This window comes from Herpetosiphon gulosus (genome assembly GCF_039545135.1).
GTDB lineage: Bacteria > Chloroflexota > Chloroflexia > Chloroflexales > Herpetosiphonaceae > Herpetosiphon > Herpetosiphon gulosus.
The window spans coordinates 16,218-42,699 of record NZ_BAABRU010000029.1 but is presented as its reverse complement, the minus strand read 5'-3'; the positions used below and the strand labels follow the sequence as shown (position 1 = coordinate 42,699).

26 protein-coding genes are annotated in these 26,482 nt (G+C 56.1%); 1 reads left to right on the top strand and 25 read right to left on the bottom strand.

What is annotated here, in order from left to right; translation table 11 throughout:
- Positions 1-111: 111 nt before the first annotated feature.
- Positions 112-4,644 (bottom strand): tetratricopeptide repeat protein, encoded by a 4,533-nt coding sequence (locus tag ABEB26_RS23940; RefSeq protein WP_345724614.1) that lies wholly within the window; start codon positions 4,642-4,644, stop codon positions 112-114.
- A gap of 477 nt (positions 4,645-5,121) precedes the next feature.
- On the opposite strand from ABEB26_RS23940, the gene ABEB26_RS23935 reads away from it, so the two are divergent.
- Positions 5,122-5,406, top strand: a complete 285-nt coding sequence (locus tag ABEB26_RS23935) for a hypothetical protein (protein ID WP_345724613.1) — start codon at positions 5,122-5,124, stop codon at positions 5,404-5,406.
- A 149-nt stretch (positions 5,407-5,555) separates the two neighbouring features.
- Here the strand turns inward: ABEB26_RS23935 and ABEB26_RS23930 are convergent, their stop codons facing one another.
- From ABEB26_RS23930 to ABEB26_RS23815, 24 genes are all read right to left on the bottom strand, one after another.
- Positions 5,556-6,443: a plasmid pRiA4b ORF-3 family protein gene (locus ABEB26_RS23930; protein WP_345724612.1), complete on the bottom strand. Its 888-nt coding sequence runs from the start codon at positions 6,441-6,443 to the stop codon at positions 5,556-5,558.
- Positions 6,444-6,504: 61 nt separating this feature from the next.
- A complete protein-coding gene (locus ABEB26_RS23925) occupies positions 6,505-6,753 on the bottom strand; it encodes a hypothetical protein (protein WP_345724611.1) in 249 nt (82 codons plus the stop codon).
- A 2-nt stretch (positions 6,754-6,755) separates the two neighbouring features.
- A complete protein-coding gene (locus ABEB26_RS23920) occupies positions 6,756-8,588 on the bottom strand; it encodes a hypothetical protein (RefSeq protein ID WP_345724610.1) in 1,833 nt (610 codons plus the stop codon).
- 5 nt (positions 8,589-8,593) lie between these two features.
- On the bottom strand, positions 8,594-9,016 hold the full coding sequence (locus ABEB26_RS23915; RefSeq protein ID WP_345724609.1) for a hypothetical protein: 423 nt from the start codon (positions 9,014-9,016) through the stop codon (positions 8,594-8,596).
- Between the two features lie 591 nt (positions 9,017-9,607).
- Positions 9,608-9,838 (bottom strand): hypothetical protein, encoded by a 231-nt coding sequence (locus ABEB26_RS23910; RefSeq protein WP_345724608.1) that lies wholly within the window; start codon positions 9,836-9,838, stop codon positions 9,608-9,610.
- A gap of 217 nt (positions 9,839-10,055) precedes the next feature.
- A complete protein-coding gene (locus ABEB26_RS23905; RefSeq protein WP_345724607.1) occupies positions 10,056-10,739 on the bottom strand; it encodes a hypothetical protein in 684 nt (227 codons plus the stop codon).
- A 158-nt stretch (positions 10,740-10,897) separates the two neighbouring features.
- Complete coding sequence (locus ABEB26_RS23900) at positions 10,898-15,241, bottom strand: VWA domain-containing protein (protein WP_345724606.1); 4,344 nt, start codon at positions 15,239-15,241, stop codon at positions 10,898-10,900.
- A gap of 419 nt (positions 15,242-15,660) precedes the next feature.
- Positions 15,661-16,158: a hypothetical protein gene (locus ABEB26_RS23895; protein ID WP_345724605.1), complete on the bottom strand. Its 498-nt coding sequence runs from the start codon at positions 16,156-16,158 to the stop codon at positions 15,661-15,663.
- A gap of 101 nt (positions 16,159-16,259) precedes the next feature.
- On the bottom strand, positions 16,260-17,462 hold the full coding sequence (locus ABEB26_RS23890; RefSeq protein ID WP_345724604.1) for a competence protein CoiA family protein: 1,203 nt from the start codon (positions 17,460-17,462) through the stop codon (positions 16,260-16,262).
- Positions 17,463-17,508: 46 nt separating this feature from the next.
- Complete coding sequence (locus ABEB26_RS23885; protein WP_345724603.1) at positions 17,509-17,802, bottom strand: hypothetical protein; 294 nt, start codon at positions 17,800-17,802, stop codon at positions 17,509-17,511.
- Positions 17,803-17,811: 9 nt separating this feature from the next.
- On the bottom strand, positions 17,812-18,204 hold the full coding sequence (locus ABEB26_RS23880) for a hypothetical protein (protein ID WP_345724602.1): 393 nt from the start codon (positions 18,202-18,204) through the stop codon (positions 17,812-17,814).
- Between the two features lie 66 nt (positions 18,205-18,270).
- A complete protein-coding gene (locus ABEB26_RS23875; protein ID WP_345724601.1) occupies positions 18,271-19,128 on the bottom strand; it encodes a plasmid pRiA4b ORF-3 family protein in 858 nt (285 codons plus the stop codon).
- Between the two features lie 161 nt (positions 19,129-19,289).
- Positions 19,290-19,853 carry a hypothetical protein gene (locus ABEB26_RS23870; protein WP_345724600.1) on the bottom strand — a complete coding sequence of 188 codons (564 nt, stop codon included), beginning with the start codon at positions 19,851-19,853 and terminating at the stop codon, positions 19,290-19,292.
- Between the two features lie 21 nt (positions 19,854-19,874).
- The gene (locus ABEB26_RS23865; RefSeq protein WP_345724599.1) at positions 19,875-20,264 is read right to left on the bottom strand and encodes a type II toxin-antitoxin system VapC family toxin; all 390 of its coding nucleotides are present in this window, start codon (positions 20,262-20,264) and stop codon (positions 19,875-19,877) included.
- Positions 20,261-20,482 (bottom strand): type II toxin-antitoxin system Phd/YefM family antitoxin, encoded by a 222-nt coding sequence (locus ABEB26_RS23860; protein WP_345724598.1) that lies wholly within the window; start codon positions 20,480-20,482, stop codon positions 20,261-20,263. The genes ABEB26_RS23865 and ABEB26_RS23860 overlap by 4 nt, the downstream gene beginning before the upstream one ends.
- 21 nt (positions 20,483-20,503) lie before the next feature.
- The gene (locus tag ABEB26_RS23855; protein WP_345724597.1) at positions 20,504-21,076 is read right to left on the bottom strand and encodes a hypothetical protein; all 573 of its coding nucleotides are present in this window, start codon (positions 21,074-21,076) and stop codon (positions 20,504-20,506) included.
- Positions 21,077-21,332: 256 nt separating this feature from the next.
- A complete protein-coding gene (locus tag ABEB26_RS23850; protein ID WP_345724596.1) occupies positions 21,333-21,764 on the bottom strand; it encodes a hypothetical protein in 432 nt (143 codons plus the stop codon).
- Positions 21,761-21,991: a helix-turn-helix domain-containing protein gene (locus ABEB26_RS23845; protein WP_345724595.1), complete on the bottom strand. Its 231-nt coding sequence runs from the start codon at positions 21,989-21,991 to the stop codon at positions 21,761-21,763. Before ABEB26_RS23845 ends, ABEB26_RS23850 begins: the two co-directional genes overlap by 4 nt.
- Positions 21,984-22,622, bottom strand: coding sequence for a hypothetical protein (locus ABEB26_RS23840; protein ID WP_345724594.1), 639 nt, complete (start codon positions 22,620-22,622; stop codon positions 21,984-21,986). Before ABEB26_RS23840 ends, ABEB26_RS23845 begins: the two co-directional genes overlap by 8 nt.
- Before the next feature lie 115 nt (positions 22,623-22,737).
- Positions 22,738-23,322 (bottom strand): hypothetical protein, encoded by a 585-nt coding sequence (locus ABEB26_RS23835; protein ID WP_345724593.1) that lies wholly within the window; start codon positions 23,320-23,322, stop codon positions 22,738-22,740.
- A gap of 65 nt (positions 23,323-23,387) precedes the next feature.
- Complete coding sequence (locus ABEB26_RS23830) at positions 23,388-23,738, bottom strand: hypothetical protein (protein WP_345724592.1); 351 nt, start codon at positions 23,736-23,738, stop codon at positions 23,388-23,390.
- A 58-nt stretch (positions 23,739-23,796) separates the two neighbouring features.
- Positions 23,797-24,723 carry an ArdC-like ssDNA-binding domain-containing protein gene (locus ABEB26_RS23825; protein WP_345724591.1) on the bottom strand — a complete coding sequence of 309 codons (927 nt, stop codon included), beginning with the start codon at positions 24,721-24,723 and terminating at the stop codon, positions 23,797-23,799.
- Between the two features lie 136 nt (positions 24,724-24,859).
- The gene (locus tag ABEB26_RS23820) at positions 24,860-25,138 is read right to left on the bottom strand and encodes a plasmid related protein (RefSeq protein WP_345724590.1); all 279 of its coding nucleotides are present in this window, start codon (positions 25,136-25,138) and stop codon (positions 24,860-24,862) included.
- 719 nt (positions 25,139-25,857) lie between these two features.
- Positions 25,858-26,058, bottom strand: coding sequence for a hypothetical protein (locus ABEB26_RS23815; RefSeq protein WP_345724589.1), 201 nt, complete (start codon positions 26,056-26,058; stop codon positions 25,858-25,860).
- Between the last annotated feature and the right edge of the window lie 424 nt (positions 26,059-26,482).

Genomic DNA, 26,482 nt, shown 5'->3' with positions numbered 1-26,482 from the left:
CGCGATATCACTGCAAAATGGGTCACGCTGCCAAACTGGGCACGGATTCGCAACCAATTGGCCATTCGCTTTGACGGACGCTTTCCGGGGTAATGGGGCGAAATACACAATCTACTTGACAGTCCCCGGGCGATTGACCGCTATCGCCTGAAGCTGGCCAAGCATAGCCTGATAGATCTCCCCTAATCCTGTCACATCAATCGCCTCCCCGTGAAGGATGGCACGTGCTGCTCGCAACGCACGGGCGGCATCCATCCATGGCGATTCCTCTGATTCCCCCTCGGCGGCTTGATCGCTCATCGTAGTTAGGTGGTCAATGAGTTGATCGGTAATGGTGGGATCATTGCGATGGAGCGCATCGGCAGCGGCCTGCAACAACGGCATAACCTGGCGATAGATCGGATGGATGGCGATCTGCATCTGCGTGATGACCGCTTGGAAACGCTCGCTCACCTGCGGCAGCAACGTTTGCCACTGGGCTGCATCCCCGCGTAGCCATGCTTGAAGCGTCTGCACAAAGATACGCGCATCATCCATGGGCAGATCATCACGCTGACCAAGCGCATCAAGCTGGGTTACTAGAGTCTTTCGTGCAGACTCGTCATTACCATGAAGCGCGGTAACCACGGCATGATTAATCGCGTCGAGCAACCCTATAAATGATGCCTCATCGCGTTCGCCTGCTAGCCATGGAGCAATCTGGCTGGCAATCGGCGGTATGGGCTGACTCGAAGCCGCATGGTGTTGATTGTCGCCAACCTTTTCCAGCTCCTCAAGCACCCGTACGATCAACAATGCAGAATTGCTGCCGATCTCAGCACACAAGTCATGCCAATCGCGCTCGCCTGCCCAAATACGTTGCACTGCTTCGCTAATCTTCCAGCCCTTTGCGTCTAATTGCGGTAATACTTGCTCAACTGCGGCTCTCAGTTCTTGATTGCCTTGAGTTGCTGCGACAATCGCTGTAATCAGTTGCCCAAACTGTTGATCAATATGCCAGCGATTGGCTGCATGGGCTGCAAAGGCAGTTCGCTCTTGCTGGCGATAGCCAGCTGCTTGCGCTGTTTGGGCTGCTAAATCGGCTAATCTGGCAAGAATACCAAATGTTGTCCAGATTTCGGCAATTGCTGGATCGAGCGCTTTACGAATGGCAAGTGCTTGCTCAGCATAGGCTAGAGCTTCGGCCAAGCGACTCGACTGCCACGCCCCAGCTTGAATTTGGTTGGCAAGCAGATTCGCCAGATTATTGAGCCAGCGAGCACGATTTATCGCTGGCATATTAGGGGTTTGTAAGGCCCGTTGAAACCAGCCCTCGGCCTCGCTTGGTTTGCCTGCTGATGCGGTCACAGTTGCCAGTTGATTACAGGTTTGGGCGGCCCCAAGGCTATCGCGCAACCCTTCTTCGATGGCTAGGCTCTGGCGGTAGTAGTGTTCGGCGCTCGACCACGCTTGTTGTTGTTCGGCAACCATGCCCAGCTGATGATAGCAACCCGCCATCATACTTGGCTCGTTCAAGTGTTGACAGATAGCTAGAGCCGCAGCATAGTGTTGGTTTGCCTCAGCATATTGACGTTGTTCCAGCGCTAACAGCCCAAGTTGGCCGAAACTTACCGCTTGATTGCGCGCATCACCAAGTTGTTTGGCAATGGCGAGGACTTGCTCATAGTAGTTTTTGGCTTGGGCAAATTGGCCTTGATCACGGTGGCAATCGGCAAGATCAATCAAGCAATTGGATTTTTGACGAAGATATGTGTTATCTGGTGCTTGACTATGCAAGTGCTCAAGCATAGTTAATGCTTGCTGCTGAAACCCTTGGGCTTGCGCCGGTTGGCCTAGCCTGTGTAAACAACGCCCAATGCGGGTAAGCGTTAGACAATGCTGATAGGAGCCAACGCCACGCGGCTGATCGGCTGGCTGCTGCTCAATGCGGGCTACAAGCTGCCCAAAGCGTTGCAATGCTTGATCATAGCGACCTTGGCTATAGTCCGCATCACCAAGCCCTGATTCATGCAGATATTCGGCTGCCGAAAGCTGTTCGTTGACCACCATATGCTGGGCAAGCTGTTGATTAAGCAGATTGCGCTCGCGTTGCATGCCAAAATTGTTATAAAACTTATTGAGGTTATCAGCCATATCTACTGCAGCATTAATCTCCTTGAGGCTCAATAACCCTTGGATTGCCCGTTGCAGGTTGGGCAGTTCATAGCGCACCAAGGCACGGATTACTTGAGGGTTTTGGCGATCTTGCTGATAGCAATAGTGTGATACCTGGTAATACCGCACGGCAAAGCGTTGCTCTAGCTCAGGGCTAGTAGGGTGCTGCTGGCGCAGATAGGGCGTGAGGGTTGGGTGAAAACGCAAAAATGGCACGATAATATGTTCAATTGCCACAGGCACAATTAATGCGGCATGCTCAAGGGCAGCGCGGAGTTGCGGCCATTGCTCGGCTGGAATCTCAGTGATTTCTAAGAGGTATGGTTCTAATGCGCCGCCTTCAAATGGGGCCAGCCGCGCCAGCCACTCGCGTTGGTCTGGGCTGAGCCGTTGCAGCGAGTAGGTGAGCGAGGCTTCGAGCGAGCTATGGCGTTGGTTGGGGCTGGCTTCATCGGTGAATTGCCCCAAGGCGCTGCTATAGTCGTTCAAGAGTTGCTCGATGCTCAGGTTGGGGTCGCGCAAGGCCCGTAGGGTCAAACCCATGGCCAGTGGGTGATGATCGAGCCGCGTCAAGAGGGTGCTGAGTTGCGGTTTGGGCGCACGCCGCCGATCAATCGCCAAATCATCGAGCAAGGTCGTGGCAAAGCGGTAGGCTGCGGGGGCATCCAAGCCGCGCATGGCCACCAAATGCGTGAAGGGGCCTTGCTCCAAGCGACTATCCTGCAAATCGTAATCACGGCAGGTCAACATGATACCTGCGCCTGCTTGCCGCAAGCCCAGCACACAATCCCACAAGGCGTGGCGTTCGTTCGCATCCAACACATGCAGCTCGGCATTGCCCGCGTTGGGCAAAATACTCTCCAAATTATCGGCAATAATCAGCAGCGGCTTGCTGCGTAAATGCGGTTTGAAGCGCTGCAAGGCTGCTTGCAAATCGTGCGAATCGATTTCGGGCAACTCATAATGGCGGGCAATCGCGCTCAGCAAGGCGATTTGGCTGCCACCATGTTCAAACGAGAGCAGCAATGCGCCGTGATAGAGATTGGTTTGGGTTAGCCAGGCGGCGGCTTCGCTGGCAAGGCGGGTTTTGCCAATGCCGCCAAAGCCATACAACAAAACAATTTTGCCGTTGAGCAAGGCTCGTTCCATCTGCAACAGTTCCTTGGCGCGGCCCACAAACGGGCGTTGCAGTGGGTTTTCCACAAAGCCCGACAGCTTGGCAGGCTTGGGACGGCGTGGTTTACCCGTTGGAGTGAGATTGATCGCGACCTGCTGATAAAAATGCGGCATCCACCAATCGGCCAAACTGATGGGATCGGCGGGGTGTTCGGAATTGCGGGCAAGGTGCAAGCGCACGGGTTGGCTTTGCAAGGCTTGGCGTGCGCGCTCCAACGCCACCGGCACTGGCTCACCCTTGGCGATCAAACCATAGAATTCGCCAAAAAAGATCGCCGTGGTTATCGGCAACACGCTGGCACTCATCGCCACCACCGCTGGCACACCCGCCGTCAACAACTGAGTTGCCACACTGCTCAACGCCTGCTGCTTTTGATACTCAGCATCATCGCTGGTGCTGGTATCCATCACGCTGGTTTGGCAGGCATCCAGCAACACCAAGCGCACGCCCGTGTCATTCAACAGCGCCGCAAAGCGGCTGGCTTTAACATCATCACCCTGATAATTGGCGTTTTCAAAGGCCAAAATCCCTTGCGGCACATCCGCCGATTTATAGAGCGAGTCTTGTTGGCTGGTTTGGCGGCTTGTGGGAAAACCACCATGACCATCAAAATGCAACACATGCACCGGTTTGGTGGCATCTTGCAAACGCCGCGCCAGCTGATCGTAGGTTGGTGGACGCAAGAACTCCAGCTCAATCATGCCAGGCTTGAGTTTTTGGTCGTTTTCTAGTTGCTGCAATTCCGCAAAAATGGTTTGGGCTGATGTGCGGGGATCAAGAAACCCTTGATCATCAGGCCGTGCTACGACCACCAGAATCCGCAACGGCATCGCAATCTGCTGCGCCATCATGTGCGAGCGAACGGTTGCAACGGTGCGATAGATCGCGACCGGATTGCGCCGCCGTTGGTTCAAAAAGCCAAAATCATCGTGCAGCAACTCCCACGGCACACTCAGCACGGCGGGAATCAGGCTCAAAATTTGCAGCGTTGGAACGCCCGCATCGCCCTGCATCCATTCGGCATAGATTTCGGCGGCATCGGCGCTCGATTTGAAAATAGCCTTAAACAGGGTTTTACCAAGCGTCACCAATTCAGCTTCAATGGCTGCCGCACGCTGGCGAAACTCTAAAAATGGCCATTGCAGGTACTCCTCAAAATACCAGCGCAAATCGATCCGTTGCTGTTTGGTGGGCAGTTTGGGCAGGCTTCCGCTAGCTGTCAGTTGATGAAAGCGCAAAGTCCAGTGGGCAAGATCGGGCGAATCGGCAGCGGCGGGAGTACATTCGAGGGTGAGGGTGTTGGGTTGACTCATGGGGTGGCTCCTCGGCTAACAACACGATGCTATCGTATCATGGCCTAACGAGGAATGGTAGCGATGATGCCGCATTCTGCCAGATACATAGCCAAAAATCGCCCCAAATTGATTCCTCGCTTATTCAATCATGCGCTCGCATACCACGGATCATCCGCACACAACGCCGCCAATCATCGATGCACGGTCGCCTGCCGGAACCGCTGCTAGCTGCCATGCGCTCGCGCTCGTCATGTCCTTTTTCTATCGCTCGTAAACAATATATTCCTCTGTCTTGCACGATAGAAGAACATATTAAAGCCATGCAGACCTTTGGGCCTGTTCAGCAACAAAACGATTGATTGCACGCCAAATCAATCATCGCTTCGGCGCTGTGTCTTTTTAGCCAGTGATCGAGCACAACCGTTAATCGTCGATTGATCATGCCTAGGATAATCGACTATAATCCAGTATCTTCCAAGACAGGAGACCGTATTTATGAGCGACCATGATGATGACCATCCAACCAAACGGGTTCAGGTGCGCGGCTACACCCGCGATGTGCCCTTAAAACGCTACGATCTCGTGTGTGCCTTTTGCCACACCCAAACGACCGTGTATCGCTATCCTGGCAATGCACCACGCTTTTGTTCCGAGGCATGCCAAGCCGAGGCGCGATTCGTGGCTGATCGTGAACAGAAGGCCGCCAAGCGAAAAGCCAAGCAGGCGGAACGCGCCGCTGCGGGAATTGTGGTACGCCGAGGCCGACCACGCAAAGGTTAATCCCACGCTTTCAATAAATATTTCTAATGTCTTGCAAGACATAGGACAGAATAAAATAGCCATACAATGCCCATTCAGCACACCAGCTGGGCTGCCGCGCTCACATCCCCCGCTTGGCCAATGCCCGAATTGATTCCTCGCCGAATCAATCACGCACCTGCGTAGAACGGATCGCCCGCGCAAAAGGCTGCCAATCGCCGATTGACGGTGGCTTGACTGAATGTCCGCACACTTGTCGAGCGCTTTTTCTTGGCCGTGCTCGTTCCTCCGGCGTTGTTCGTGCGCTTCTTCGCCGCCGCCTTGGCCCGCCGTGATCGTGCCAGTTTTTGGGAATAGGCATACGCTCCGCCTGAATCTTCTTCGGGTCCAGGTTGTGCGCCGCCCGTACAGCGGGGATACCGTGCGCGGGGATTCATCGGCGTACAATCCTCAATGGCGATGGCGTGCAGCCAGTAATCGCTGAAATCATAAATATAATCAAATAAATCGCCATGCCGCACCCCAAGCTGGTCCAACGTCATTGCCTCGTCGCATTCATTGCCATGCAGCCGAAATTCATGCAGATGATAGTCGCCCCACTCGAAGGCGATTTGGAGATAGGTGTGCAGCTGCGCCAAGGTCGTGTCGCTCGTCACCACCAGTCGCCGCCAAATACGCGGCGTGACCTCTTCAATCGTTATGACAAGTTGATAGGCCATCGTGGCAACGGCGGGGCGATTCGCTACACTGAATTGATTCCTCGGAGAATCAATCATTGGCGTGGTTGTGGACTGAAATGCCACCATCTCGCGGTGGGCTTCTTCAATCAGCATCCCAATCAGCCGTTCTTGACTAATGGTTGGGTCGTGTGAGACTTCGCGCTCGTGGCGGGTCACGGCAGCCAACTTGGCTTGAAGGTCAGGATCACGCAAGCGAACTGATGCCAAGGGACTCAAACTGGGCTTGCGGCCTGCCCCACTGCGTTTCCCGCCATTCTTCTGTCTGCCATCGGCCATCGTTGTGTCCTCGTCGTGTGCTGCTGTTTGATGATACGCCATGATTGGCTATCCAGGCAAATAAAGAGTTTTGTCCAGTATCCCTCACGATGCTGGAAATCGCTTATAGGATGGGTTCATCCGCTCCACCCACGGTGGGTACTGCCCCATCCCATCCATCAAGCAGCGCAGCCCATGGCGGCGGAAACCCAGCCCGTTCCCATTCGGCGGCATAGTGCGCCACTTGATCGGGCCGATGCTGCTGCATCCAGCGCAAATTGGCCAGCATGGCGGGGGTTATCTCCTTACACACCGCCCGATACGCCTCCTCCACCGTCATCCCTGCATCCAATAAGGCCTTGAGCATCGGCATGGTCAGATTCCTTCCGGTGATATGTCGATGGTCGCGCCCTGCACTCCGCCCCATTCTTCACGAAAGGCAATCGCATCGCTATGCCAGTCACGCTTGCCACAGGATTTGCATTGGATCGACGACCAGCGTTCGGTAAACGGCTGGCCACAATCACAACACACCGTCGCGGGGGTATGCGGATTGGCGGCATCCACGGCACCATAAACCTGATTCGCCGCCGCAACCCATGGGCGCGGGTCAATCCCCAAGCGCCACAACCGCTCCTCGGCCAAACTGGCGGTGCGCAATGCCTCACCAAGTGCGGCAGCGGTGGCCAGATAACTATTCGATTGCGGACTCGGTGCTGGGTCATGGGCAACGCCATACCCTGCCGATTCCATCGAGGCATGCACGGCCTCGCGGAAGAGATATTCCGTATCGCGGTGATTCCACGCCCACCAGACGCGGCCAATCCAGCGTTCCCGTAAGGATTCCGGCGTGGGGGATTCCTGCCGCTGGATGAGCTGCGCCACCTGCTGCAATACCCCTGCCCGAAAGATCGTCGGTGCGTGGTGTTGGCGAATCGCCTCCTGAATCAGGTCAAAACAGGTTTCCCATTCTCGGGTGATGTTCCCACGCGGCCCATTCCGGCGTTTTGATGCTTTTTGGCCGGGATACACAACCTGCGCCGCATGCTGCCGTAGGGTTTGCTGCATCGCCCGCACAGCAGTCCGTTCGGTATCCCACGGCATGATCGGGCGCGGCGGCGCAGCGGCTCCATGCACCAGCCGCCCCAACGCGGCATCGACATCCTCCCAGCCTTCGGTGAGTAACCCAAGCTGGGTGTCATCAATCGCGTCGTACTCATCGAGCGCATGCTGCACCCCCTCGGCCAACACTCCAAGCAGCGCCAACCACGGTTGTGCATCGTCAGGCTTGGCCAGCACCACCGCCCGCTGGGCTTCAAGCATCGCCAAGTCGTCACCACTGATCGCCCACGCCAGTCCGGCCTCGATGGGCACAGGCAGGATCACCGGACACTCGTGCAAGGTGCGATTGATCACAAATGCCACCACATGCTGCACGATCCGCACCTGCCGTAGCGCATCAAAGCCTTCAATCGCCACTCGTTGATATTGGGGAATCCGTGATGCACGCAATGACGAGCGCCGCGCCACCTGAATTAGGCGCATGTGCTGGATCAACATCGTCTGCATTTCACGGGCGTGCATCAAAATGCTATCAAGACTGGCAGGGCCGTCGGGGGTGAGCACCCACCAGTCAGCAGGCCATGGAGCGACGGGCGCGAGTGGAATCGGGGACATCAGGGCGGTTAAATCATCGGCCAAGCGTTTCAGATCGCGCAATGCCTGCTCGGCTTGCTGTGCTTGGTGGCTATTCCAGCGGTCACGCACCATTGCATCGAGCGTTGCGGCAGCGGCTCCCAGTCCGGATACGAGGGTCGTTGCCTGCTCCCGCAGCGTCACCGCCATGTCGCCCGTTACGGGCTGAATCCTGATCACCTGGGCAACGATTGGGGCCAGCGTATCCTTCCAGCGTGCGGGCTGAAGCTGCGCCGCGACCCGTTCTTGGGCAAACACCAGATTGGCCAACACGATGACACCCGATGGGGGAAACCCCATCGCAATCATTTCCAGCGCTACCGCGACCTGCTCCCACACTTCCATCCCCTCGCGCAGTAAATCCAGCAGATCGCCAGCCTCATACGGGGCCAACGGCGCAGCAGCAGGCCATTCCGCAAGCCGCGATTGCGTCAACGATACGATGGAATCGGCAAGCTCCAAGCGATCGGCAATGTGCGGTGGCCAATCAGTGAATGGAGGGTTGGTGGGCATGCGGTTCATTCCTTCGAGCACTTACGGCTAGTGATTAAGTCCGTGCACCGATCAGCGACTTCGGGAAAGCGCTGGGCAATGCCTTCCAGCACCTGAACCATTTCAGCGCGATCGTGAAACGGATAGACATCAAGGTGCAGCGCAATCTGGATGCGCCGCAGGTTCGTGCCCGCACGCAACCAGTCATCGGTTGTGTCCGATAGGGCTGCGCCATTGTCGCTCGTTTGCCAGATAAGGATCGCAAATAAATCCGCCACGACTTCCCATGGCCACGTAAGCGGAATGACGGCATCAAGACGCTCAGCTAACTGCTCCTCACCTGCGTCGGCGACCAGTCGATCAACCCAATCATGGCTCGTATCGAAGCCGCCATGGACACGTTCCCCCTGAATTGCCCGCAACGTTTGCGCAAGGATATCCTGATTCATCCATCACCTCCGGCGTGCATCATCCCTCGGGTAGGCCTGATGATACGCCATGGCGGGTCGTTTCGACAAGTGGTGGATTGGTGTCCACGCTCGTGAGGGATACTGGACACAATAAAAACCAGCGTCGTGGGAGGCGCTGGTTTATTGATGATGATCCTCTCGCGGGGATTAAGGCCATTCCAAGAGCACGACCACCCTGTTCGGCGAAACGACCACGATCATGTTTCAATCCTCTCACGGGGATTAAGGCCATTCCAAGAGATTAGTTGTCCACGAAATATGTTGTCGGTTGAGTTTCAATCCTCTCACGGGGATTAAGGCCATTCCAAGTCAACGCTTCCAACAATTGGGGCGGAGCCGATTCGTGGGTTTCAATCCTCTCACGGGGATTAAGGCCATTCCAAGTCTCTTGTGTCCACTTTTGCAAATGAGCCTGCTTGTGGAGCGCAATCCGCGCATCATTGCAAGCCATTCCGTGTGAAATTGAACACCAGCACTATTTTTATGTCAACCATGAAAGATTGCTGTTCAAGCTGTGCCCATTATACCAAATCAGTCAATCCCTGATCCTCCCTCCTCTCCGCGCCCTCGTTAATTTCGGTGTTCATCTGGCGGACTGGTCAATTGCTGATTAATGATATCGAGCAACACATGCTGATGGGCTTCGCTTGGCGGGATGCGCCCCTGCAAGGCCAGTCGAACGACTTCCAAGGCCTCGCGAAGCAACAAATAGCCCACTTCGCCCACCGCGTTAAAGAGTTCACCATTCGACAGATCGTCAATGATCACTTCAATTTGGGCCAATGCTTCATGTTTCTGCATGATCGCCTCCTCTGTGATTACGCTATCCAGAGCCACACACAGGCCATTTCTGGCATGGGCCTGAAAAATCCCCTGCATGGGGGATATGGATGTTGCACGGGGTTGCGACATCGGCGATACTCATGGGTGGAATCTGGTATGGTATGTTGGATTCTGGCGACCGCGCACGGGCATTACCCCACTCGGCCCGCGCGTGGTTTTTGTCCTCATCATCGCCCTATGCTGCTGGCACAGCAGCACGCTCCACCTCTGCGGCCATCTGATCGGTCAACGCGTACCAATCCCAGAGATTGAGGTAGGTCGTATCCCACGGCTTGCCATGATAGCGCGTCAAGATGCCATGGAGTTCATCGCCAATTGCCCGAATCGCCGACGCATCAGCGTGGACGATGGCTTCCGCTAACCGTCCCGACCATGGGCGATCGGGATCTTCACGCTGCGGCAACGCCGCAATCTTGGCATCATAGATCAACGCTTGCGGTGCATCGCCGTCCATCAGGGCGGCTAATGCCAGCAGATCCCAATACCCTTCGAGCGGCTTTGGCCAATCCTTCCATAGTGGAGAGGATTCTACCGCTCGTACAGAGGCCAAACAGGCACGCATCGAAGTTGCATCACCGACCAAGCGATAGAGATTAGCGGCAGCGAACCAGGATGCAGCGTTTGTAAACAGCGCATGTGATGTACGCGGCTCAATTGTACGGCTCTGTCGTTGCACAAGCAACACCGCAGCCTGCTGGAGGTACTCGGTCGCTCGTTCATCACGCAGATAGTAATAACACCGCCCAATCATCTCATAATCGCTCCAGAGTGCGGTTTCCTGAGCATCCTGAATGGGATCAAGGCGATTGAGGCTGTACCTCAGTTGTTTTTGCAAGGCCTTCGTTTTCAGTTGAATCATTGAATTCTATCCCTTTTTATTTTAGGAGACACTGACATCGTGTATGGGGGATATCGTCCTGCTACCCACAGTACTCGTATGGCGCTTCAAACGTATATATGGATGATATACCATAGTACGACTGAAACGCCATACAATCATCGAATCTTTTTATACCTCTATCGCCACGGAATTTTGATGATTTCTACGGCAGTTGTGTTCTCGTCAAGTTGTATCAAAACTTCATCCATTCCACGACCAAGTTTTGGATTCGCTCCTGATGCCACAACAATCGTTTCATACGTTTCCGTTTGGTTAATGACATTGAATAAGCGTCTATGGGCCTCACGAACATTCGGGTCAGCCGCTTTTTTCATGGCATCAAGGTATCGATAACTATCATTGGATAACCATACATAAGAATTTTGGGCCGTTAGCGCTCCTTGGACTGGATTAAGGGCTAAGCGCTTCAGTAAATTTCCACGTCCAAGCCGCAGCTTCGTACTATAACCCTTCGCTTCAACCACAACAACCTTCCCCGTCGCAGGATTTACCGCAATAATATCCGGTCCTTGGACGGTAGACATCGGGGGTAACCCGTTTAACTGCGCAATCGGCATATTACTGTCCGCATAGAGAATCTGATACCCCCGTCCTTCCAAATACAATTTGGCCGTCTCGGTTCCGCGGGCATGCGACAGGGCTTTCCCTTGCAACCCTGGATTCCAGCCATTTGCGCTGGTAATTCGTGCATCAATCGTACTCAGTGATACCGGACTCCCTTGGACTAACTCAAATTTATTAGGATTATCAAAGAAGAGCTTCCCAAGAGCGTGCATATCATTGCGTGCTGCTGCCAATTCATCGAGTTCGGTTTTCCCAATTAATAAGGCAAGATCATCGGTAATCCCAAAAAAACCGATAAAGAAGCGAATAAAATCGCGGCAGGCAGCATAGGTGCAATCTTTGAATTCCCCAACGAGCCACCCCAGCAACGATGATTTAGCCGTGGGAATCCATGAGCTATACTTTGTGACAATCGCGGATGATTTGGCGACATTGCCGACGAGCGGGAGGATGCCCAGTGCATTGACCAAGGCATCGCCCAGGTTGCCATCGATAATCGCAACCAAGGTATCCCGAATATCGCCAATCGAAAAAACGCCACTCGCAAACCAGCCAGCAATATAGGCAAAACTGGCTAACGAGCTGTGATCAACCAAGCCAATATCAACCGCCCATTGCCCACCATCCCCATACACGAATCCGGCCAGTGCTGCCTCCCCATAATCCCAGCCCCGCAAATCATAATAGAAGGGATCGAGATCATGGAACATTTCTTCGCGATCACCCCAGGGATCTCCATCCGGATTGGCATGGGTTGGGTCAAAGTTGGCCTCAACCTCAACACTATCGCTTAAGCCATCACCATCACTATCAGCCCGATAGATATTGGTTTCAAGCGTATACTCCTCCGCATCGATCAGATCATCGCCATCGGTATCGGCTCGCGTTGGGTCAGCAATCCCACGATAATACGCTCCATCGTGAGCGTATTCGCGCGTTCCCACTTCAAACCCATCGGGCAAGGTATCCCCATCGGTATCCCAGAGCATGGGATCAGTGGTCAGGATTGCCCCGGTTCCCAGCCGAATCCCGCCAACTTCAATCGCATCAGGAATGCCGTCTTGATCGGTATCAAGGCCATCATTGGTCATCGGCTGCCCAAGCCGATTCAAGACCGCTGGCAGATCATCGGTTGAGGCAATCGCTTCGTAGGTTCCGCCCGTCCCAGCGGCAATGCCTTGAAGGACCGCGGCATTCACACTGGGGCCAATTCCAATCGTATAGATCACAATGCCCGCCGCCTGCGCTTGACTCGTCAAGGCGGTATCATAGAGCACATCCCCATCCGTCAACAAAATGGCAACTTTGGTATGTCCTGGCTTTCCATGGGCGATGAGTTGTTGGTTTGAAAGGGCAACCCCAGCACTAAGGTTACTCCCACCGTCATAATAAAAAGATTCAGCCGCAACTCGCGCCGCGGCCCGATTCGTATTTAACGGGTGGAGTAACACCGCATCCGAATCAAAATCAACAATCCCCACCTGATCATCAAGCACCAGCGCATCGATGAAGGTTCGGGTTGCCGCAACCATCACCCGATTGAGATCATTCCAATCCATACTGGCGGATGTATCCAGAATAAACATCACATCCACCAGCGGTGGTGTGGCGGCATTCTGATCGCCATCCATCGGAACTTGCCATGCAGCATTCCACGCGGGAATATAGAATAAGACAAACGTCGTAAAGTGGGTCGTATCCGCCCACGCATAGCCCGTCGCCAGATCAACGCCCCATGCATCGAGGCGCTTAAAAACCCGATCAACCTCATCGTAATACCGAATTTCAAGGTTTGCGGTATCGTTATTCGGCACCAGCAACGGATCAAACCGGAGTTTCACCCGCGCACGGGTAAAGGGAGCCGTCGCGGTAATATCGACCGCTGCGGTTATTTGGCCTGGCAACTGCTGGAATAAGGAATCATCAGAGAGATCCTGAAAGGTGACCGTTTTGGCAACATCCCCAATCCCATCCATCTCCACCAAGGCCGCTCCCGTCGTCATCGCAGCGGTCGTGAGAAAGCGCTCGTGGCCATCGGGGGTTCCATCACCATCGGTATCGGCCACCAGTGGGTTCGTCAGGACGCGCTGTTCACTGTCATCGGTGAGGCCATCGCCATCGGTGTCGGCATTGGTCGGATCAGTCTGATTAGTCACCTCAATGCCATCATTTAATCCATCACCGTCAGTATCCGCAGTTACCGGATGGGTCGATCGATCTACTTCTTGGCGATTCGATAGCCCATCACCATCAGGATCATCCGCACCATCAAGAATAGCTGGATTGCGCGTTGCAGGGCGGGTCGGATCGGTAAATGTCGCAAACAATTCATCGACATCACTGAGGCCATCACCGTCGGTATCTGCCGCCAGCGGGTTTGTGCCAACGGCCATTTCTCGATCATTAGGAATCGTATCGCCATCGGTATCAATCCGCGCCACGGCCCACATCACTGCCGCATCAAACAGATCCCATCCGGCAGGAGTCAGATGAACAGCTCCGGCTTCTGACAGAAAGAAGCCAATACGGCGGGCAGGCGCACGCATCCCAACCATCGGGACTAAGAGATCATAGGCAAACAAGGTTGCTTTGGTTGTGCTGGTCGCAAAGCTGGCAATCCGATAGCCATCGGACGTGGTTAAACCAAAGGGCAGCGGCTGGGGAGTCGTAAAGACCGCGTGCGTGCCCGTCAATCCAGCAGTAATGGGCAGCGTTGGGTCATTAAACGTGATCGTGGTCGTCGTTTGACTCGCACTCGCATTCCCATAATCATCCCCCAAGGTTGATCCCGTCATCCCAAGATCGTCATAGAGGGCATGTTCCCACGTGATCACCGGAACCCGCACCGTGCGGAATTTGGTATTGATCGTCCCACTATTGACGGTGGCCGAGATCACAATCAGCGTTTTCTCGGTGGCATCGGCGGTCGTTGCTGCCGCTTGATCACGCAGGACCACCTGATAGCCTAACTGCTGCAAACGGGTCTGAATCGCCGCATCGCTGGGTGACAAGGTCAGTGATCCCACCACAAATAAGGCCTGAGCAGGCGAGGTTGGAGGAACCGTGGGGATCGCAGTGGGAGTCCCAACCGTAGGCGTACTGCTTGGAATCACGGTCGCCGTTGCCGTTGGACTAGGCACTGGGGGTTGGGTTGCCGTTGTTGTAGGAACAGAGACGGTCGGCGTGGCGACTGTACTCCCACACGGCAATCCGGCCATACTCCACTGCACACTTGCATCAAAAAGTGTCCAGCCATCGGTTGTCAAAACGGGTGGTGTTGCATCATTTAAGAAAAACCCAACCCGACGGGCGGGGGCAAGCGTTTGCCCATCGATCATGACGGCACAACGCTCATAGGCAAACACCACACTGCGCTGATTCCCGCCTGCCCGTGCAATCACTACCGCTGAAGCAGCTGGTTCACCATAGGGCATCGTCTGGGCTGTGGTGGCCACCGAAATCGTGCCGCTCCTCCCCGCTGCCAGAGGATGTGTGCTGTTAACGACAGTAAGGCTGGTAAGCGCTTCCGTTGTCCCTTGATGCTGGCCCACGACCGCGCCCGTCAGCCTCATCTCATCGTAGATGGCCATTTCCCACAGCATCACCGGAATCGTCACATCGCGAAACTTCGTCCCGACATCACTGGAAGTCACGCTCGATGAGACCAATACCGCTTGGACACTCGCCGCATCAGCGGTTTGGGTTTGCTTTGCGGCTTTAACGGTCACGCCATAGCCAAGGCCTTCCAAGCGGCTCTTAATTGCGGCATCGGCGGTACTTAACGAGGACGATCCGACAACCAACAGGATGGTTCCGGTGGTCGTCCCATAGGTTGCGTGGGGAAGCTGGCTGCCCAGCACCACCACCAACAGTATCCATGACAAAAGACGGCGCATCGTTCGCTGCATAGGGTATCCTCATCGCACACAGGAGGCCGTGCGAGCAACCATACAACGCATAATCGCATCCCTCAAACCTCCTCATACAGGCGCAGGCAACCATGCAGGCGCACCGTCGATCCAGCGTCTCGTGCCATCACCCAAGGATGCGGCAAAGCGAGAACGCCCTAGCAGGACGGCGACCAGTCCGTAGAGGGTAGTGGGTTAACCAATCAAGGGTGATTCTGCGCAAAATGGCTGCTACACATCGTGGGGAACATCCCCTTCCTTCGAGGACTAGCGTAGCGGATATCAATGCTCGTGTCAAGCCCTTAATCGAGCAGCGGGTGGTAGTCTCTTGTCTATCAGGCCAGCAAATCACCCATCGTGTAGTGAGGGTTTTTCTCTTCCTGCTCCTGGCTGCGGTTTGTATACTCTTACCACCCTTCAATCCATGCAAACCCAAGCCACCCGCGATGGCTGCGCACCGTCACCTGCTCGCCAATCGCGCCTGACCCCACCAGCGTAATCTGTTCACGCGGATCGCGCCAATCGGTGACGACGATCTGGTTTGGCCCCTTGCTCGGGCGGTTCACCGCGACAATCGTGGTGATGTGCGCCATGGCAGGACTGCGATCCAACCCTTTATTAAGATAGCGCACCAGCGCTGGTCCTGTCCACGCCATACTATAGATCAGCAGCATGATCGGAACCACATCACGGTAGCCCGATCGGCGGATCAGTCGCCGTGTCAGCCATCCAAGACCGCCGCCAATCCCAATTCCCAGCAGACTCCCAAGGATCAGGGGCAGCCAACTCAGGTGCTCGCCCGCAGGAGTCAATCCATCAAGGATAGCCCCAGGAATCAGGCCAATCGCATACATACCCAGCAGCATGAGGCTGTCACGCGGGTGGAATGTCGGGGTCGCGCGCATCAATGGATACTCCGTTAAGTGCTCGTTCTATCGCCGTCATGACGCACCTGGGTTTCTCGCGGGCGGGGCGAGCGTGGGCGTGAAGCCGCGCTGCCGAGACCTCATCCATCATGGGTTGTCGTGGCCACCTGCTCCGCCGCCGCCTTCACCTTGCGCACCGTGTTCAGCGCGACCCCTACCATGGCCGCCGTCTCGCGTAGCGACATCCCATCCGCCAAACACTGGAGAATCGCCCGACTCCACGGCTTGGCCAACACTGCCGCTGCCGATTCTCCCGAGCCGTTGGGCCGCCCGACATGCACGCCTGCCTGCCGCGCCGCATCCATCCCCGCCTTGGTGCGTGCCCCACGAGCGGCTGCCCGAGCGGCACGCTGCGCAGCGGCTTCCTGTTCTTGGTGCGCTTGGAAGATCGCCTGCATCGTTGGTGAGGGCATCCCATCGAGCACGCCTTGTTCAAGACTCGTTAACACCTTGGCAGGCATCCGCCGCAGATCACGGATCGTGCCCGTGCGGTCGAGCCAATCAAAATATTCGGTGAAATTGCCGATCGCGCGGCGCTGCTTCGCATACTTGAATTTCACATACGGCTCCACATGGCCGCGATGCGGAAACACATTCAGCACCTTCATGGTCATCGTACCCACATGGGGGAGCAGGGCGGCCTGAATCTCGGCAATCCGCTCCGCAATTGGACGCATGGTTATCCCGACTTTATGGAAGCGCCCATTGCGGGTCTCGATCTCCACGAGATACAAGGCACTGCGTAACACCCGCTGCCACTGGGTTCGATAGAGCATTAAATCGGTTTCTGCCTCGGCGAGTGCGACGGCATTGCCTGCCCGCCATGCGCTGGCCAAGCGCTGATCGAGTCGATCATGCTGGGCCGCCAAGCGCTCTTCATGGATCGCACTAAACAAATTGACCGATAACAGCCCAAGGGGGATTTGACCCAGCTTGGTCAGTTCATGGGCAAAGGTAAAACCATTATAGCGAATAAGGTTCGCCGCTTTCAGCCAATCAGCATCATAGGTATGGCCAGCGTTAAATGCCTGAAGCTGGGCCAAGAGCCTGGGGGCCACATGCAGGGTAAAGGAGTGGAAGAATGGCAACAGTGGCAGATCGGTCGTTCGGCTGGCGGGGTTGCAGGTCGTGCCGTTGTGGGCAAAATGATGGGCCACCGTCGGGCCTTTCTTGGCCACCAGTCGCCCATGACAATACGGGCAATGGAGATCGGTATGCCCGCGCGGGGTGTCGCTAATATGGATGAGTCCAAGCTCGTCCGATATGCCGTATTCGAGCCACATACGCCTACCCTTTTCGTGATACACATTTTTGATGTGCTTGAGTGTATCACGAAAAGGGTTCTCCATGATACCCCTCGGCCATTATCCCCACCATCGCCGTTTCAAGGGTCATGACCGCCCTGCGAAACCGATCCAACCGCTGGAGCTGGGCCACCATAACCTCGGCATCGCGCTGGCTGAACACCCGAGCATAACGCTTCGGCACAAGTGACTGGGCAACCCCAATCCATTTGATTTGCCGTGTCCGGCGGTTTTGGCTCCAAAAGACCACCTGAATCAGCACCATCCGACCCACCTCCTGCACCATCCACCATCCGACCCGATAGATGGCGGCGGCCATGCCACCACCTTATGCGTGGTGGTGGGCGGCTTCCGCGTCCCGATCCCACGCTGCGTACACGGCATCTTCTTCCGCATGCCAAAAGCGGGCTTCGTCATCCTTCGTCGTCCCCTGATAGCGCCCTAGCTCATGGGCAAGGACAAAAAAGACTGGGCCTGGCATGCCATTCGTATTGACGACAATGGCACTGAGCATCGGTCGCCGCTGCGCATGCTCGGCTTCCGAGATTTCTCCCAGCATAATTCCAATTTCCCGCCCCATGTGATTGCCTGAGGGTGGTAAGCCCATCAGTGTGGCAATCGCCCCGTAGGTGGTGCGTTCCCGCCGCTCGGCGGTGGCAATCAGGTGACTATAGACCCGCAGATAGACCTGCGATCCAGCATATTTCGGGGGTTGATTCATGGCACACGACCTTTCACAATCCTCATGCATGAACAGTATCGCAGACGATGGCCGCACATATATGCGCTACTCCTGCTCATCATCATTCCACAATAAGCCTGCCACGTACAACGCCAAGCGCTCATTGATTGCCGCACGGCCAATCGCGCGGGTTGGCTTGGGAAATTCGCCTGCATCACGCCGCTCCATATAGCCATACGGCCCACCACTATCCTCTGGTGGGGCCAACTGTGCCCCATCCATGCAGCGCGGGTACATCGCCCGTGGACTGAGCGCCTGGCAGGTTTCCACCGTGATCTGATGCTCCCACCCATCCCCAAAATCATAGCGGTAGGCAAACTGATCGCCACGGTGAAACTGAAACGACCCCACGGGTATCGTCCAAGCATCGCCCACAAAGCCCAGTTCTCCGGTGCGGTCAATCCCATACTCCTTGCCCTGAATCGTGAACTGATGCAGGTGGTAATCCTCCCACCCAAAGGCAAGTTGGATGAAGGCATGCAGATCGGCCAAGGTGGTATCGCTGCGCACCACCAGTCGCCGCCAAACCCGTGGGGTCACATGCAGCAACTCGATCAGCAGCTGATAGGCCGAGGGCGTGGGTAAGGGCTTTTTGTGATACGGCGACGGCGGCACAATCGACCACGCGGGCTGATCAGCACCCCGATACGTAGGCAACTGGCGGCGCGGCGCTGGCGTATGCAACGCGGTGGGTTTGGCGATTGGTGGCGGGGGAGCCACATCGCGCACCATTGCCGCATGGGCCGCATGAATAATCTGGCCTGCCATCTGCGCCGGGGTCAGGGTTCCTTTGCCTGTGCGGTCGCGCTCAGCTTGCGTCAATTCCATGAGCAACAGCACCACCAGCGGATCATCCAATTCGATGCGCCGCACCCGTGGGTCAGGTGTCCATTCGTCACCCATCACTGGCTCCTTTGTACGACACCGATCTTTCGATTGTCCGCCCACCTTTCCCATCAGCAATCACCAAGATAAACGGCGGGCATATTAACCACGCGAATCAATTTGGGTTGTACTACCATCGGAATAAGAGTAGGAAGCAATCGTCGCGCGCGCTGATCGTCCTACAAGAGGAGGAGCAGACCAAGCGGGATACCAGCTAGACTCGCATACACCAGAATAGCAAGTCCTTTTTTCCACCACGCGCTGCCCTTCCAACGAACAGCAATCAGGAGGGTATCGCCAAAAATCGATGCACTCGACGACCCGATCATCCATCCAACTCCCCCTGCTCCTCCCATCGCGAGGACAAGCATCCAGCCATACCAGTGATAGGCATGGCGGACGGCAGCCGTCACCCATACGAAAATCGTCATCAGGTAGATCCGAAAGAACCATGTTGTGTAGGCGAGCATCCCTGACCGCAGTCGCTGCTCAATCTCAATCCAATGGGCTTCATCACGTTCAAGATCATTCACATCATCCGTAACGGGCACATGCCACATCTGCAATGTCGCTTTAATCGCGGCAATCTCGCGGCGGGCCTCGCGGATGCCATGTGCGGTTTCTGGCGGCATACGGGCACGACTCAGCATTGCGCGTTGGGTCAAATAATGGTGGAGTGTCTTGCGATGGATCGCTAACAATTCCAACAGATGGTCAACCTGCGCTTGGGGTGGTGACTCCATCCAAACCTCCTCTGTCCTGCATTAGCCCCACCACCGTTCGACCGAATAGGCATCAAACGCGCTATCGCGCCCAAAAATCGGAATCTGCTCCACGAGCGCTTGCGCAATCAGCATCCGGTCAAACGGATCACGGTGATGGAGCGGTAAGGTCACGATCTGCTCAAGGTGCAGCGTCGAAATCCCAAACAAGAGCATGCCATTTGAGGGCAGGAGTTCATGCACCAGTTCCCGCAGCGGCATCCCTAAATCGAGCTTGCCCAACGAAATTTTGATCGCCATTTCCCAGATGCTGGCCAAACTGACCAAGCGCTGGGCATTCGGCTGCTCAATCCGCTCGCGCACCACTGCGGGCAACGCGGGATCGCCTGCCAAATACCAGAGCAACGTATGCGTATCGAGGAGAAACCTCATGCGGCATCCTCCATCCCATCATCGAGTGGGTCGTCAAAATCGGCACGAAGGCGAATCTTGCCACGGGCGCTGCCAAACTGAGGGGTTCCCGTGGCCACCGGAATCAGTTGGACGGCACTGCCATCAGGGCGGGTGATAATCACCTCGTTGCCTTGGGTGGCGGCCTCAATTAAGGCGGCAAGATCCTGCTGGGCTTTGGTTATGTCAATAATCGTCATGATGGCCTCCGTGTCGTTGGGTTAGCTCCCCTGAAGCTCCAATGGGTCGTTCATGACATCGAGCATGCGCCGATCCTCGGTGTCAATCCAGGTCAACACCTCGCCTGGTGGAGTGGGATTCTTGCGAAAGATCGTCACCATCCGCGTATAGGCGGCGGGCGAGCATTGGGCGGTCGGGAAGGTTTCGCGATTGCTGCGCAAGCCCACCAAATTGGCTTCTTCGCCTTGCGACCGAAACACCGTCAACCCTGCCTTGGGGTCAAGCACCATGAAAAAGTAATCGCGCATGGCCAGCATCTGATCAATCACCGCCAAGGCGACCCGATTGCTCGGATTGACGAGGCCGTGATAGGTCGTTGCGCCATAAAACTGCAAACTCATCAGCATCACCTGATCCTGCGGATCGCCCAGCATGGCGTGGCCAAAACGAAAGCCCTGATTGGTCACGCGAGCGGGAATCGGCGTGGCAGGGCGCATCACCACATAGCCCGTGCGCACGCCCCCACAGAGCAGCATCCCCAAGCCCAAACAGGGGTCTGGCGATTCAATCATCATTTGGATAAACCCCCGATGGAGGGTTAATGCGTCTGGCATAGCGATTCCTTTCACATCACTGGTGTCTAGTATACCCATAGCTGGGCGTGGGTGCTAGCCCAACAATCTGATTCCAACCAGCACGACCAAGGCAACGGTCGCGGCGCGGAGCAGCCAGAATGATGCATGGCGGAACCACAGCACGCGCTCCAGCGGGACGAGATACTGCATGATCGTGGCGACTCCTGCGCCAAGCACGCACCCACCAAATAGCCCTGTGATGAGCATGATCAACCCATCCTTCATCAGCGTCTCCCTATGAGGCGAGATTCCACACCACCACATGCAGCACCAAAAACATGACGGCAGCCCTGCGGGCAGAGCGAGCTGCGGTTTGCCATCGCCCGATCCAGATCGACTTGCTGAACACCCCAGCGATGCTTGCCCCAACCGCAATACCGATACTCATAACCGCAAGGATGAAACACCCCAGCGCTGGCCCCGTGATGGGCCGCTGGCTATGCAGCACCCAGAATTCAAATCGCGCAGCGGCGGCTGGCTCGATCCACATGGGAATGCTGATGCCAATGAAGGCAATCGAGGCCATGAAACTGCGGGCTGCAAGAGTGCGAGACCAGGGCGGAGGATCGGACGCAGGCAGCACATACATGGTCAATGCAATGATTGCTACGAACAAACAGCCTATGGCCATGGTGAGACACACCCATCCGATAGGATTGGCATTCATTCGCGTTCCTCCTCATCCGGCAGCGGGTCAAACTGCTCGTTATAGGTTTTCGTGCGCCAAGCTTGATAGGCGAGAACATCCTCGCGCGTAAACAGGTAGCGGGTGCGCTGCTTGCCTTCTGATTTGAAACTGGGGACTAGGCGGCCTGCCAGGATTTCCTGATGAATCATCGGCTGCGAGAGCTTACACAGTTTGGCCACTTGGGTCGTCGATAATAATTTATGCATCCTCCGCTTCTCCAGTGATTGCCTGGTCAGTTGTCCGATCTGGTACAAACCGCACGGTCTTGCCTTTCAAGATCGGCGGGTATTTGCCATTCGCAATCTGATGTTCAGCTACAAATGCGATCGCGGCAAACCACACACTGGTCTGGCTTGCTGCCGTAACCTTATGAATCCCTTGCCCCTGTTTCTCTGGTTCCTCGGCAGCCGTCAAAATGACCTCATTGCCCTTCATCTGGAGGTCGATCCATCCAGGGTTTCCTAAATGATCATAGGCTTCTTTCCCAAGGGCAATATACCGATCACCTGATACTGTAACAAAACGACTCGTTCGTCGTCCTCGGTGGGGATTTGGTGGCGTGGTATATTCCCGCTTTTTAATCGTTCGCTTGGGTGAGGCCATGCATGCGGCACACCAATCGCCAAGCGGAATATGCTGCTCCGCTTGGCGTAAGGTTGGGTAACTCCCCTGCTCCCCATGCGTTTCGCAGACCACCACCCACGGGTGATCGGCTTCGATGCCTGCTTGCTCGGCATAATACAGGGTCACGGGTTGTCCGGTCGTGCGGCTGATACTCTGTTTCACCCGCCCAGGAATGCCCTGATCGGCGTAGGTTCGGTCGGTCGGTCGGGCCATACAAGCCTCCCTTGGTGATGCGGTTGTATCATCCCTTAATTCCTCCTCAAAAGCATGCGATTCATAACGACTGCGTCATGGTGGGATATGCCCACCATGACGCACGGGCAGTGGGCTAGGCCGCATGGCGTTCGCGCTCGCGCGGCATCATCGGCGGGGGAGCCTGCCGCTCAATGCGGGCCACATCCGCGCGGCGCTCACAGACGGCCTGCCACGCATTGGCCTCCGCGCGGTGGGCTTCGGCAAGCCACTCCTCACATTTCATGCGCTGCTCTGTTGCGTCCTCGTAGGCCGTCAGCGCGACACCAAGCACCTGTTGCGCCGTATAATATTGGGCTTGGCGTTGGCGTTCACGCTCGGCGGCAAACCAGAGCGAGACGGCCAGCATATGCACACATGTCCCCTTATAGCCACGTTGGCGATACGAACAGTGACACGCCCATGCGACCCCTGAGGGGTGGTGGCCAACCGTCACGCGGTAGCGGCGCGTGCCATCGTGGACCAGGACGCACTGCACCATCTCGTCGGAGAGGTCGTCGATGACCTGGGGGTGCTGGGCCGTAATCAGGATCACAGCGCGATCAATCGCCGACAAGGAACGTGCCAGCGCATGCAGGTCGCGGGCGCTGGTGGTCGTGGCGATCTGGGCATAGAGCGCTTGACGCATGCGCTCGGCTTCGGGTAGAATTAAGGCGTTCATAGTTTGGTTCCCTTTGGGTACTAAACACGCGCTGGCGGTGCTGGTTACACCGCCAGCGCATTGTTTTAAGCGGCTGTTTCGACCGTCGTTGCCTTCACCTTGGTAATCCTGAGACTCCCTGCGCGGTGGTGTTCTTTGCGCTGCTTTGCGATCATTTCCGCAATCCCGCCACGCCCATTGGCGACCAATTTCCGCACCAGATCGTCCAATCCTGCCCGATCATAGCTCGCAATCACGGTCGGGCGCGTTATTTCGAGCGTCGCAATGCCGTCAAGCACGACCTTGCCTCCTGCGGATTCGATCAGGCTGCTTAAGATCGTTCGGGCCTGCTCGCGCTCAGTGTTCAGGCTGGCAATCTGCGCATCAAGCGCGGCGATGGTCTGATACAGCGTGGCGATTTGTGCATCGTTTGACATGCTTGGATCTCCTTCCTGATTGGTAGCGGCCTTGTGCCGCTACCAATTCTTTCTCTCGTTAGGCGGCCATCACGGTGGTTGAGCGGCGGCGCTTGGCAGCGGCAACGGCGGGGGGCGGTGGTTCGGGCGCTCCCTCGCTCGCCTCCTCCGCTGGGTCCACTATCGCCATGATCTGCTTGGTAATGACTTGGATATGGCCTAAGACCTGCTTGATTAAGGCCGTCCCTCCCTCACTGGCTGCCCATCCGGCGATATAGGGGAATGAGCGCTCGCCGCTGTCAATCCCCAAACACGCGCAGACCTGAAACGCGACTCCTTCCGCGATGGTTTCATGGGCCTCGCGGGTGTGCTTGCCCTCGGTTAAGTGATGGGCAACCTCATGAATGAGGGTCTTGAGCATTTGCGCCTTGGCAGCGGGCCGTATCCAAATGCGTTTTGACACGGCGGAATAGTAGCCCATGGCCTCGCTCAATTCGTGGGCTGCGTCGCTGCTGACGGTCAAGCCGTCGCGGGTCGCATAGGCAACCAAGCGATCATAGATGTCGTGGCCGCGTTCCTCAGTGAGCAATGGACACTCCAACGAGGGGATGTCGTCGCCCTCGGTTTGGCTGATGTCAAAGACATGTTCAATCCCAAAATACACATGGGTTTGCTCGTCGCCCGTGGCTGCGTCGATTTTTGTGGCAACGCGCGGGGCGTAGATCATGATGCCCTTTTCCCCCTTTTTCACCGTTCGCCCTAGTTTTTTCCAGGTATGAAAGCCTGCCACCCGTTCGGCAGCGGGGTTTTGCGACCAGATCAGCATCGCATTATTCGCGCTATAGGTGTGAAACTTGGCATTGGCCGCGAGGGCTGCTTTAAAGCTGTCGCTATCCAAAATCGCTTGGACACCCTCCATTAAGGCGCTATCAAGCTGGCTGCGGCGAGCTTCATCACGGGCTTGGCGTTCGTCGGCGGTTAAGCTGGTCGTGCGTTTGGTGTTCATAGCGTGGTTCCCTTGTGCTCAGCGGCAGTGGCGCTGGTACACGCACTGCCGTTCTTGACTTCCTATTTATTATATATTATTTTCCCCATTTCGTCAATCCCTTTTTTCCCTTTTTTATGCCCTAAAACACGCTTTTCTAGTATTCGTCAGGTAATAGGATTGTTGTGCTTGCGCGGTCGGCTTCGGTAATCACCCAAATGGTGATCCTGTCAAACACCAGACTTCCAAACACGCGATAACCCTGCTTAATCGCCTCCATGTTCGCGTGGATATCCTCGGCTTCCATTTGCCATTGACAGCACACATGCTGCCGAAGTAACCAAAGCAGATCATATTTTGGAATGTTCAGCGCATCGATGCCACGGGTTAAGAGGACGCGACCGACATCGAATGCTGGGCGGATTGGGCTGTTCATAGGTTGGCTCCTTCATAGCACGCGGCGCGAACGCTGGTCTATTCGCTGCCGCGTCGGCTTTGCCTTCGGTCGGGGATTGTTAATCCTGCTGATACACCACCACGCGGACAGTTTGGGCCGTGGTTTTCTTGGCACGGTCGCGCTCGGCGGTTTCATGCGCGGCGGTGTACGCTGCATCGCCCATGATCCAGCGCTGCCGCTTGGCAGGAACCTTCGTGCGGGGTTCACGCTAAGCCACGACATGATCATGTCGTGGCTTAGCGTGCGGGGTTCACGATGCCAAGCGCCATGCTTAATGCGCATCGTGCTATAGATCCGCTGGGCTGCGTCGCGGATCTGGATGTGGATCGCCTCCCCCTTGGGGTCGGCGCTCATCTGGATGGTATGGGTATCAGCGACATCTTCCAACAAACGGCGCAATTCGCGTGCGCCAAAGTGGTAGCACGCTTCGCCAACCACCAGATGCACCATGGTGCTGTTCGGCTTGGTGAAGGCCGCGCGTACCACGCTCACTCCCATCCAGCGGCTCGCGTGGATCGTGCGCTCCGTTGGACGCGGTGCGGCTGGTTACGGCGTGGCGACGGGTTGGACAATCACGGGGGCGGTGGCGCTGTAGCTGAACAAGTCCATTTGGCTGGTGGTTGGTTGCATGGGGCTTCCCCTCTCACTCCTGCGAGCGGCCAAGGCTGGCCGCTCGTGGCTCTCCATTCCATTCCAACTTAGGCAGCGTATTCGTACTCAGCCATCACGGGAACACTCGCGGGCATGGGGAACTCATTGCGGCTCCAACGCTCTACGTCGATTTCCCACAAATAGCCTTTCAAGTGGTCAATGTGGGCCTTAATGGCCGCCTCACGAGCTGCTAACTCGGCATCGCTCAAAATCGCTACGTCGATGGTGGTATCAATCGGGGTGTTCATAGGTTGGCTCCCTTTGTGCTAGACGGCATCGGCGCTGGTACACTCGCTACCGTTCTTGATTTCTTGACTATATTATATATAATTTAACCCATTTTGTCAATGCTTTTCTTCGCTTTCTGATGCCCTAAAACGACCAATTCCGACCAATTCAGCGCCTCGATTTTCAGGCTTGGCGTTGGCTCGTTGGGGTCGTTTCGTGGGGGCTGTGACGCGCTGTATGGGCTTGTACGGGGTGCGGTGCGCTTCATGGCGCTGATTGCCATGGAGGGAGAGAAGGGAAGGCTGCCCCATTGATTCGCTTCCGCTTTGTCTCCACGTGTTCGGCTTCCACGCAATCGGCGCGTGCTTGTTTTGACGCGGGCGACACACTGGCCGGAACAGCCGATTGACTGACCCGCGTGCTTGCCACGTCGGTCGGTCGGTC

Coding starts and splice junctions, on each gene's coding strand:
- ABEB26_RS23905 (WP_345724607.1), bottom strand. CDS start 10,739: ATGATTCAACTGAAAACGAAGGCCTTGCAAAAACAACTGAGGTACAGC.
- ABEB26_RS23830 (WP_345724592.1), bottom strand. CDS start 23,738: ATGTCAAACGATGCACAAATCGCCACGCTGTATCAGACCATCGCCGCG.
- ABEB26_RS23870 (WP_345724600.1), bottom strand. CDS start 19,853: ATGGAGTCACCACCCCAAGCGCAGGTTGACCATCTGTTGGAATTGTTA.
- ABEB26_RS23910 (WP_345724608.1), bottom strand. CDS start 9,838: ATGCAGAAACATGAAGCATTGGCCCAAATTGAAGTGATCATTGACGAT.
- ABEB26_RS23820 (WP_345724590.1), bottom strand. CDS start 25,138: ATGAACAGCCCAATCCGCCCAGCATTCGATGTCGGTCGCGTCCTCTTA.
- ABEB26_RS23865 (WP_345724599.1), bottom strand. CDS start 20,264: ATGAGGTTTCTCCTCGATACGCATACGTTGCTCTGGTATTTGGCAGGC.
- ABEB26_RS23880 (WP_345724602.1), bottom strand. CDS start 18,204: ATGAATCAACCCCCGAAATATGCTGGATCGCAGGTCTATCTGCGGGTC.
- ABEB26_RS23895 (WP_345724605.1), bottom strand. CDS start 16,158: ATGCGCGCGACCCCGACATTCCACCCGCGTGACAGCCTCATGCTGCTG.
- ABEB26_RS23835 (WP_345724593.1), bottom strand. CDS start 23,322: ATGAACGCCTTAATTCTACCCGAAGCCGAGCGCATGCGTCAAGCGCTC.
- ABEB26_RS23850 (WP_345724596.1), bottom strand. CDS start 21,764: ATGAATGCCAATCCTATCGGATGGGTGTGTCTCACCATGGCCATAGGC.
- ABEB26_RS23840 (WP_345724594.1), bottom strand. CDS start 22,622: ATGGCCCGACCGACCGACCGAACCTACGCCGATCAGGGCATTCCTGGG.
- ABEB26_RS23915 (WP_345724609.1), bottom strand. CDS start 9,016: ATGAATCAGGATATCCTTGCGCAAACGTTGCGGGCAATTCAGGGGGAA.
- ABEB26_RS23855 (WP_345724597.1), bottom strand. CDS start 21,076: ATGCCAGACGCATTAACCCTCCATCGGGGGTTTATCCAAATGATGATT.
- ABEB26_RS23885 (WP_345724603.1), bottom strand. CDS start 17,802: ATGGCCGCCGCCATCTATCGGGTCGGATGGTGGATGGTGCAGGAGGTG.
- ABEB26_RS23815 (WP_345724589.1), bottom strand. CDS start 26,058: ATGAACACCCCGATTGATACCACCATCGACGTAGCGATTTTGAGCGAT.
- ABEB26_RS23875 (WP_345724601.1), bottom strand. CDS start 19,128: ATGGGTGACGAATGGACACCTGACCCACGGGTGCGGCGCATCGAATTG.
- ABEB26_RS23890 (WP_345724604.1), bottom strand. CDS start 17,462: ATGTGGCTCGAATACGGCATATCGGACGAGCTTGGACTCATCCATATT.
- ABEB26_RS23925 (WP_345724611.1), bottom strand. CDS start 6,753: ATGCCGATGCTCAAGGCCTTATTGGATGCAGGGATGACGGTGGAGGAG.
- ABEB26_RS23845 (WP_345724595.1), bottom strand. CDS start 21,991: ATGCATAAATTATTATCGACGACCCAAGTGGCCAAACTGTGTAAGCTC.
- ABEB26_RS23860 (WP_345724598.1), bottom strand. CDS start 20,482: ATGACGATTATTGACATAACCAAAGCCCAGCAGGATCTTGCCGCCTTA.
- ABEB26_RS23920 (WP_345724610.1), bottom strand. CDS start 8,588: ATGCCCACCAACCCTCCATTCACTGATTGGCCACCGCACATTGCCGAT.
- ABEB26_RS23940 (WP_345724614.1), bottom strand. CDS start 4,644: ATGAGTCAACCCAACACCCTCACCCTCGAATGTACTCCCGCCGCTGCC.
- ABEB26_RS23825 (WP_345724591.1), bottom strand. CDS start 24,723: ATGAACACCAAACGCACGACCAGCTTAACCGCCGACGAACGCCAAGCC.
- ABEB26_RS23930 (WP_345724612.1), bottom strand. CDS start 6,443: ATGGCGTATCATCAAACAGCAGCACACGACGAGGACACAACGATGGCC.
- ABEB26_RS23900 (WP_345724606.1), bottom strand. CDS start 15,241: ATGCGCCGTCTTTTGTCATGGATACTGTTGGTGGTGGTGCTGGGCAGC.
- ABEB26_RS23935 (WP_345724613.1), top strand. CDS start 5,122: ATGAGCGACCATGATGATGACCATCCAACCAAACGGGTTCAGGTGCGC.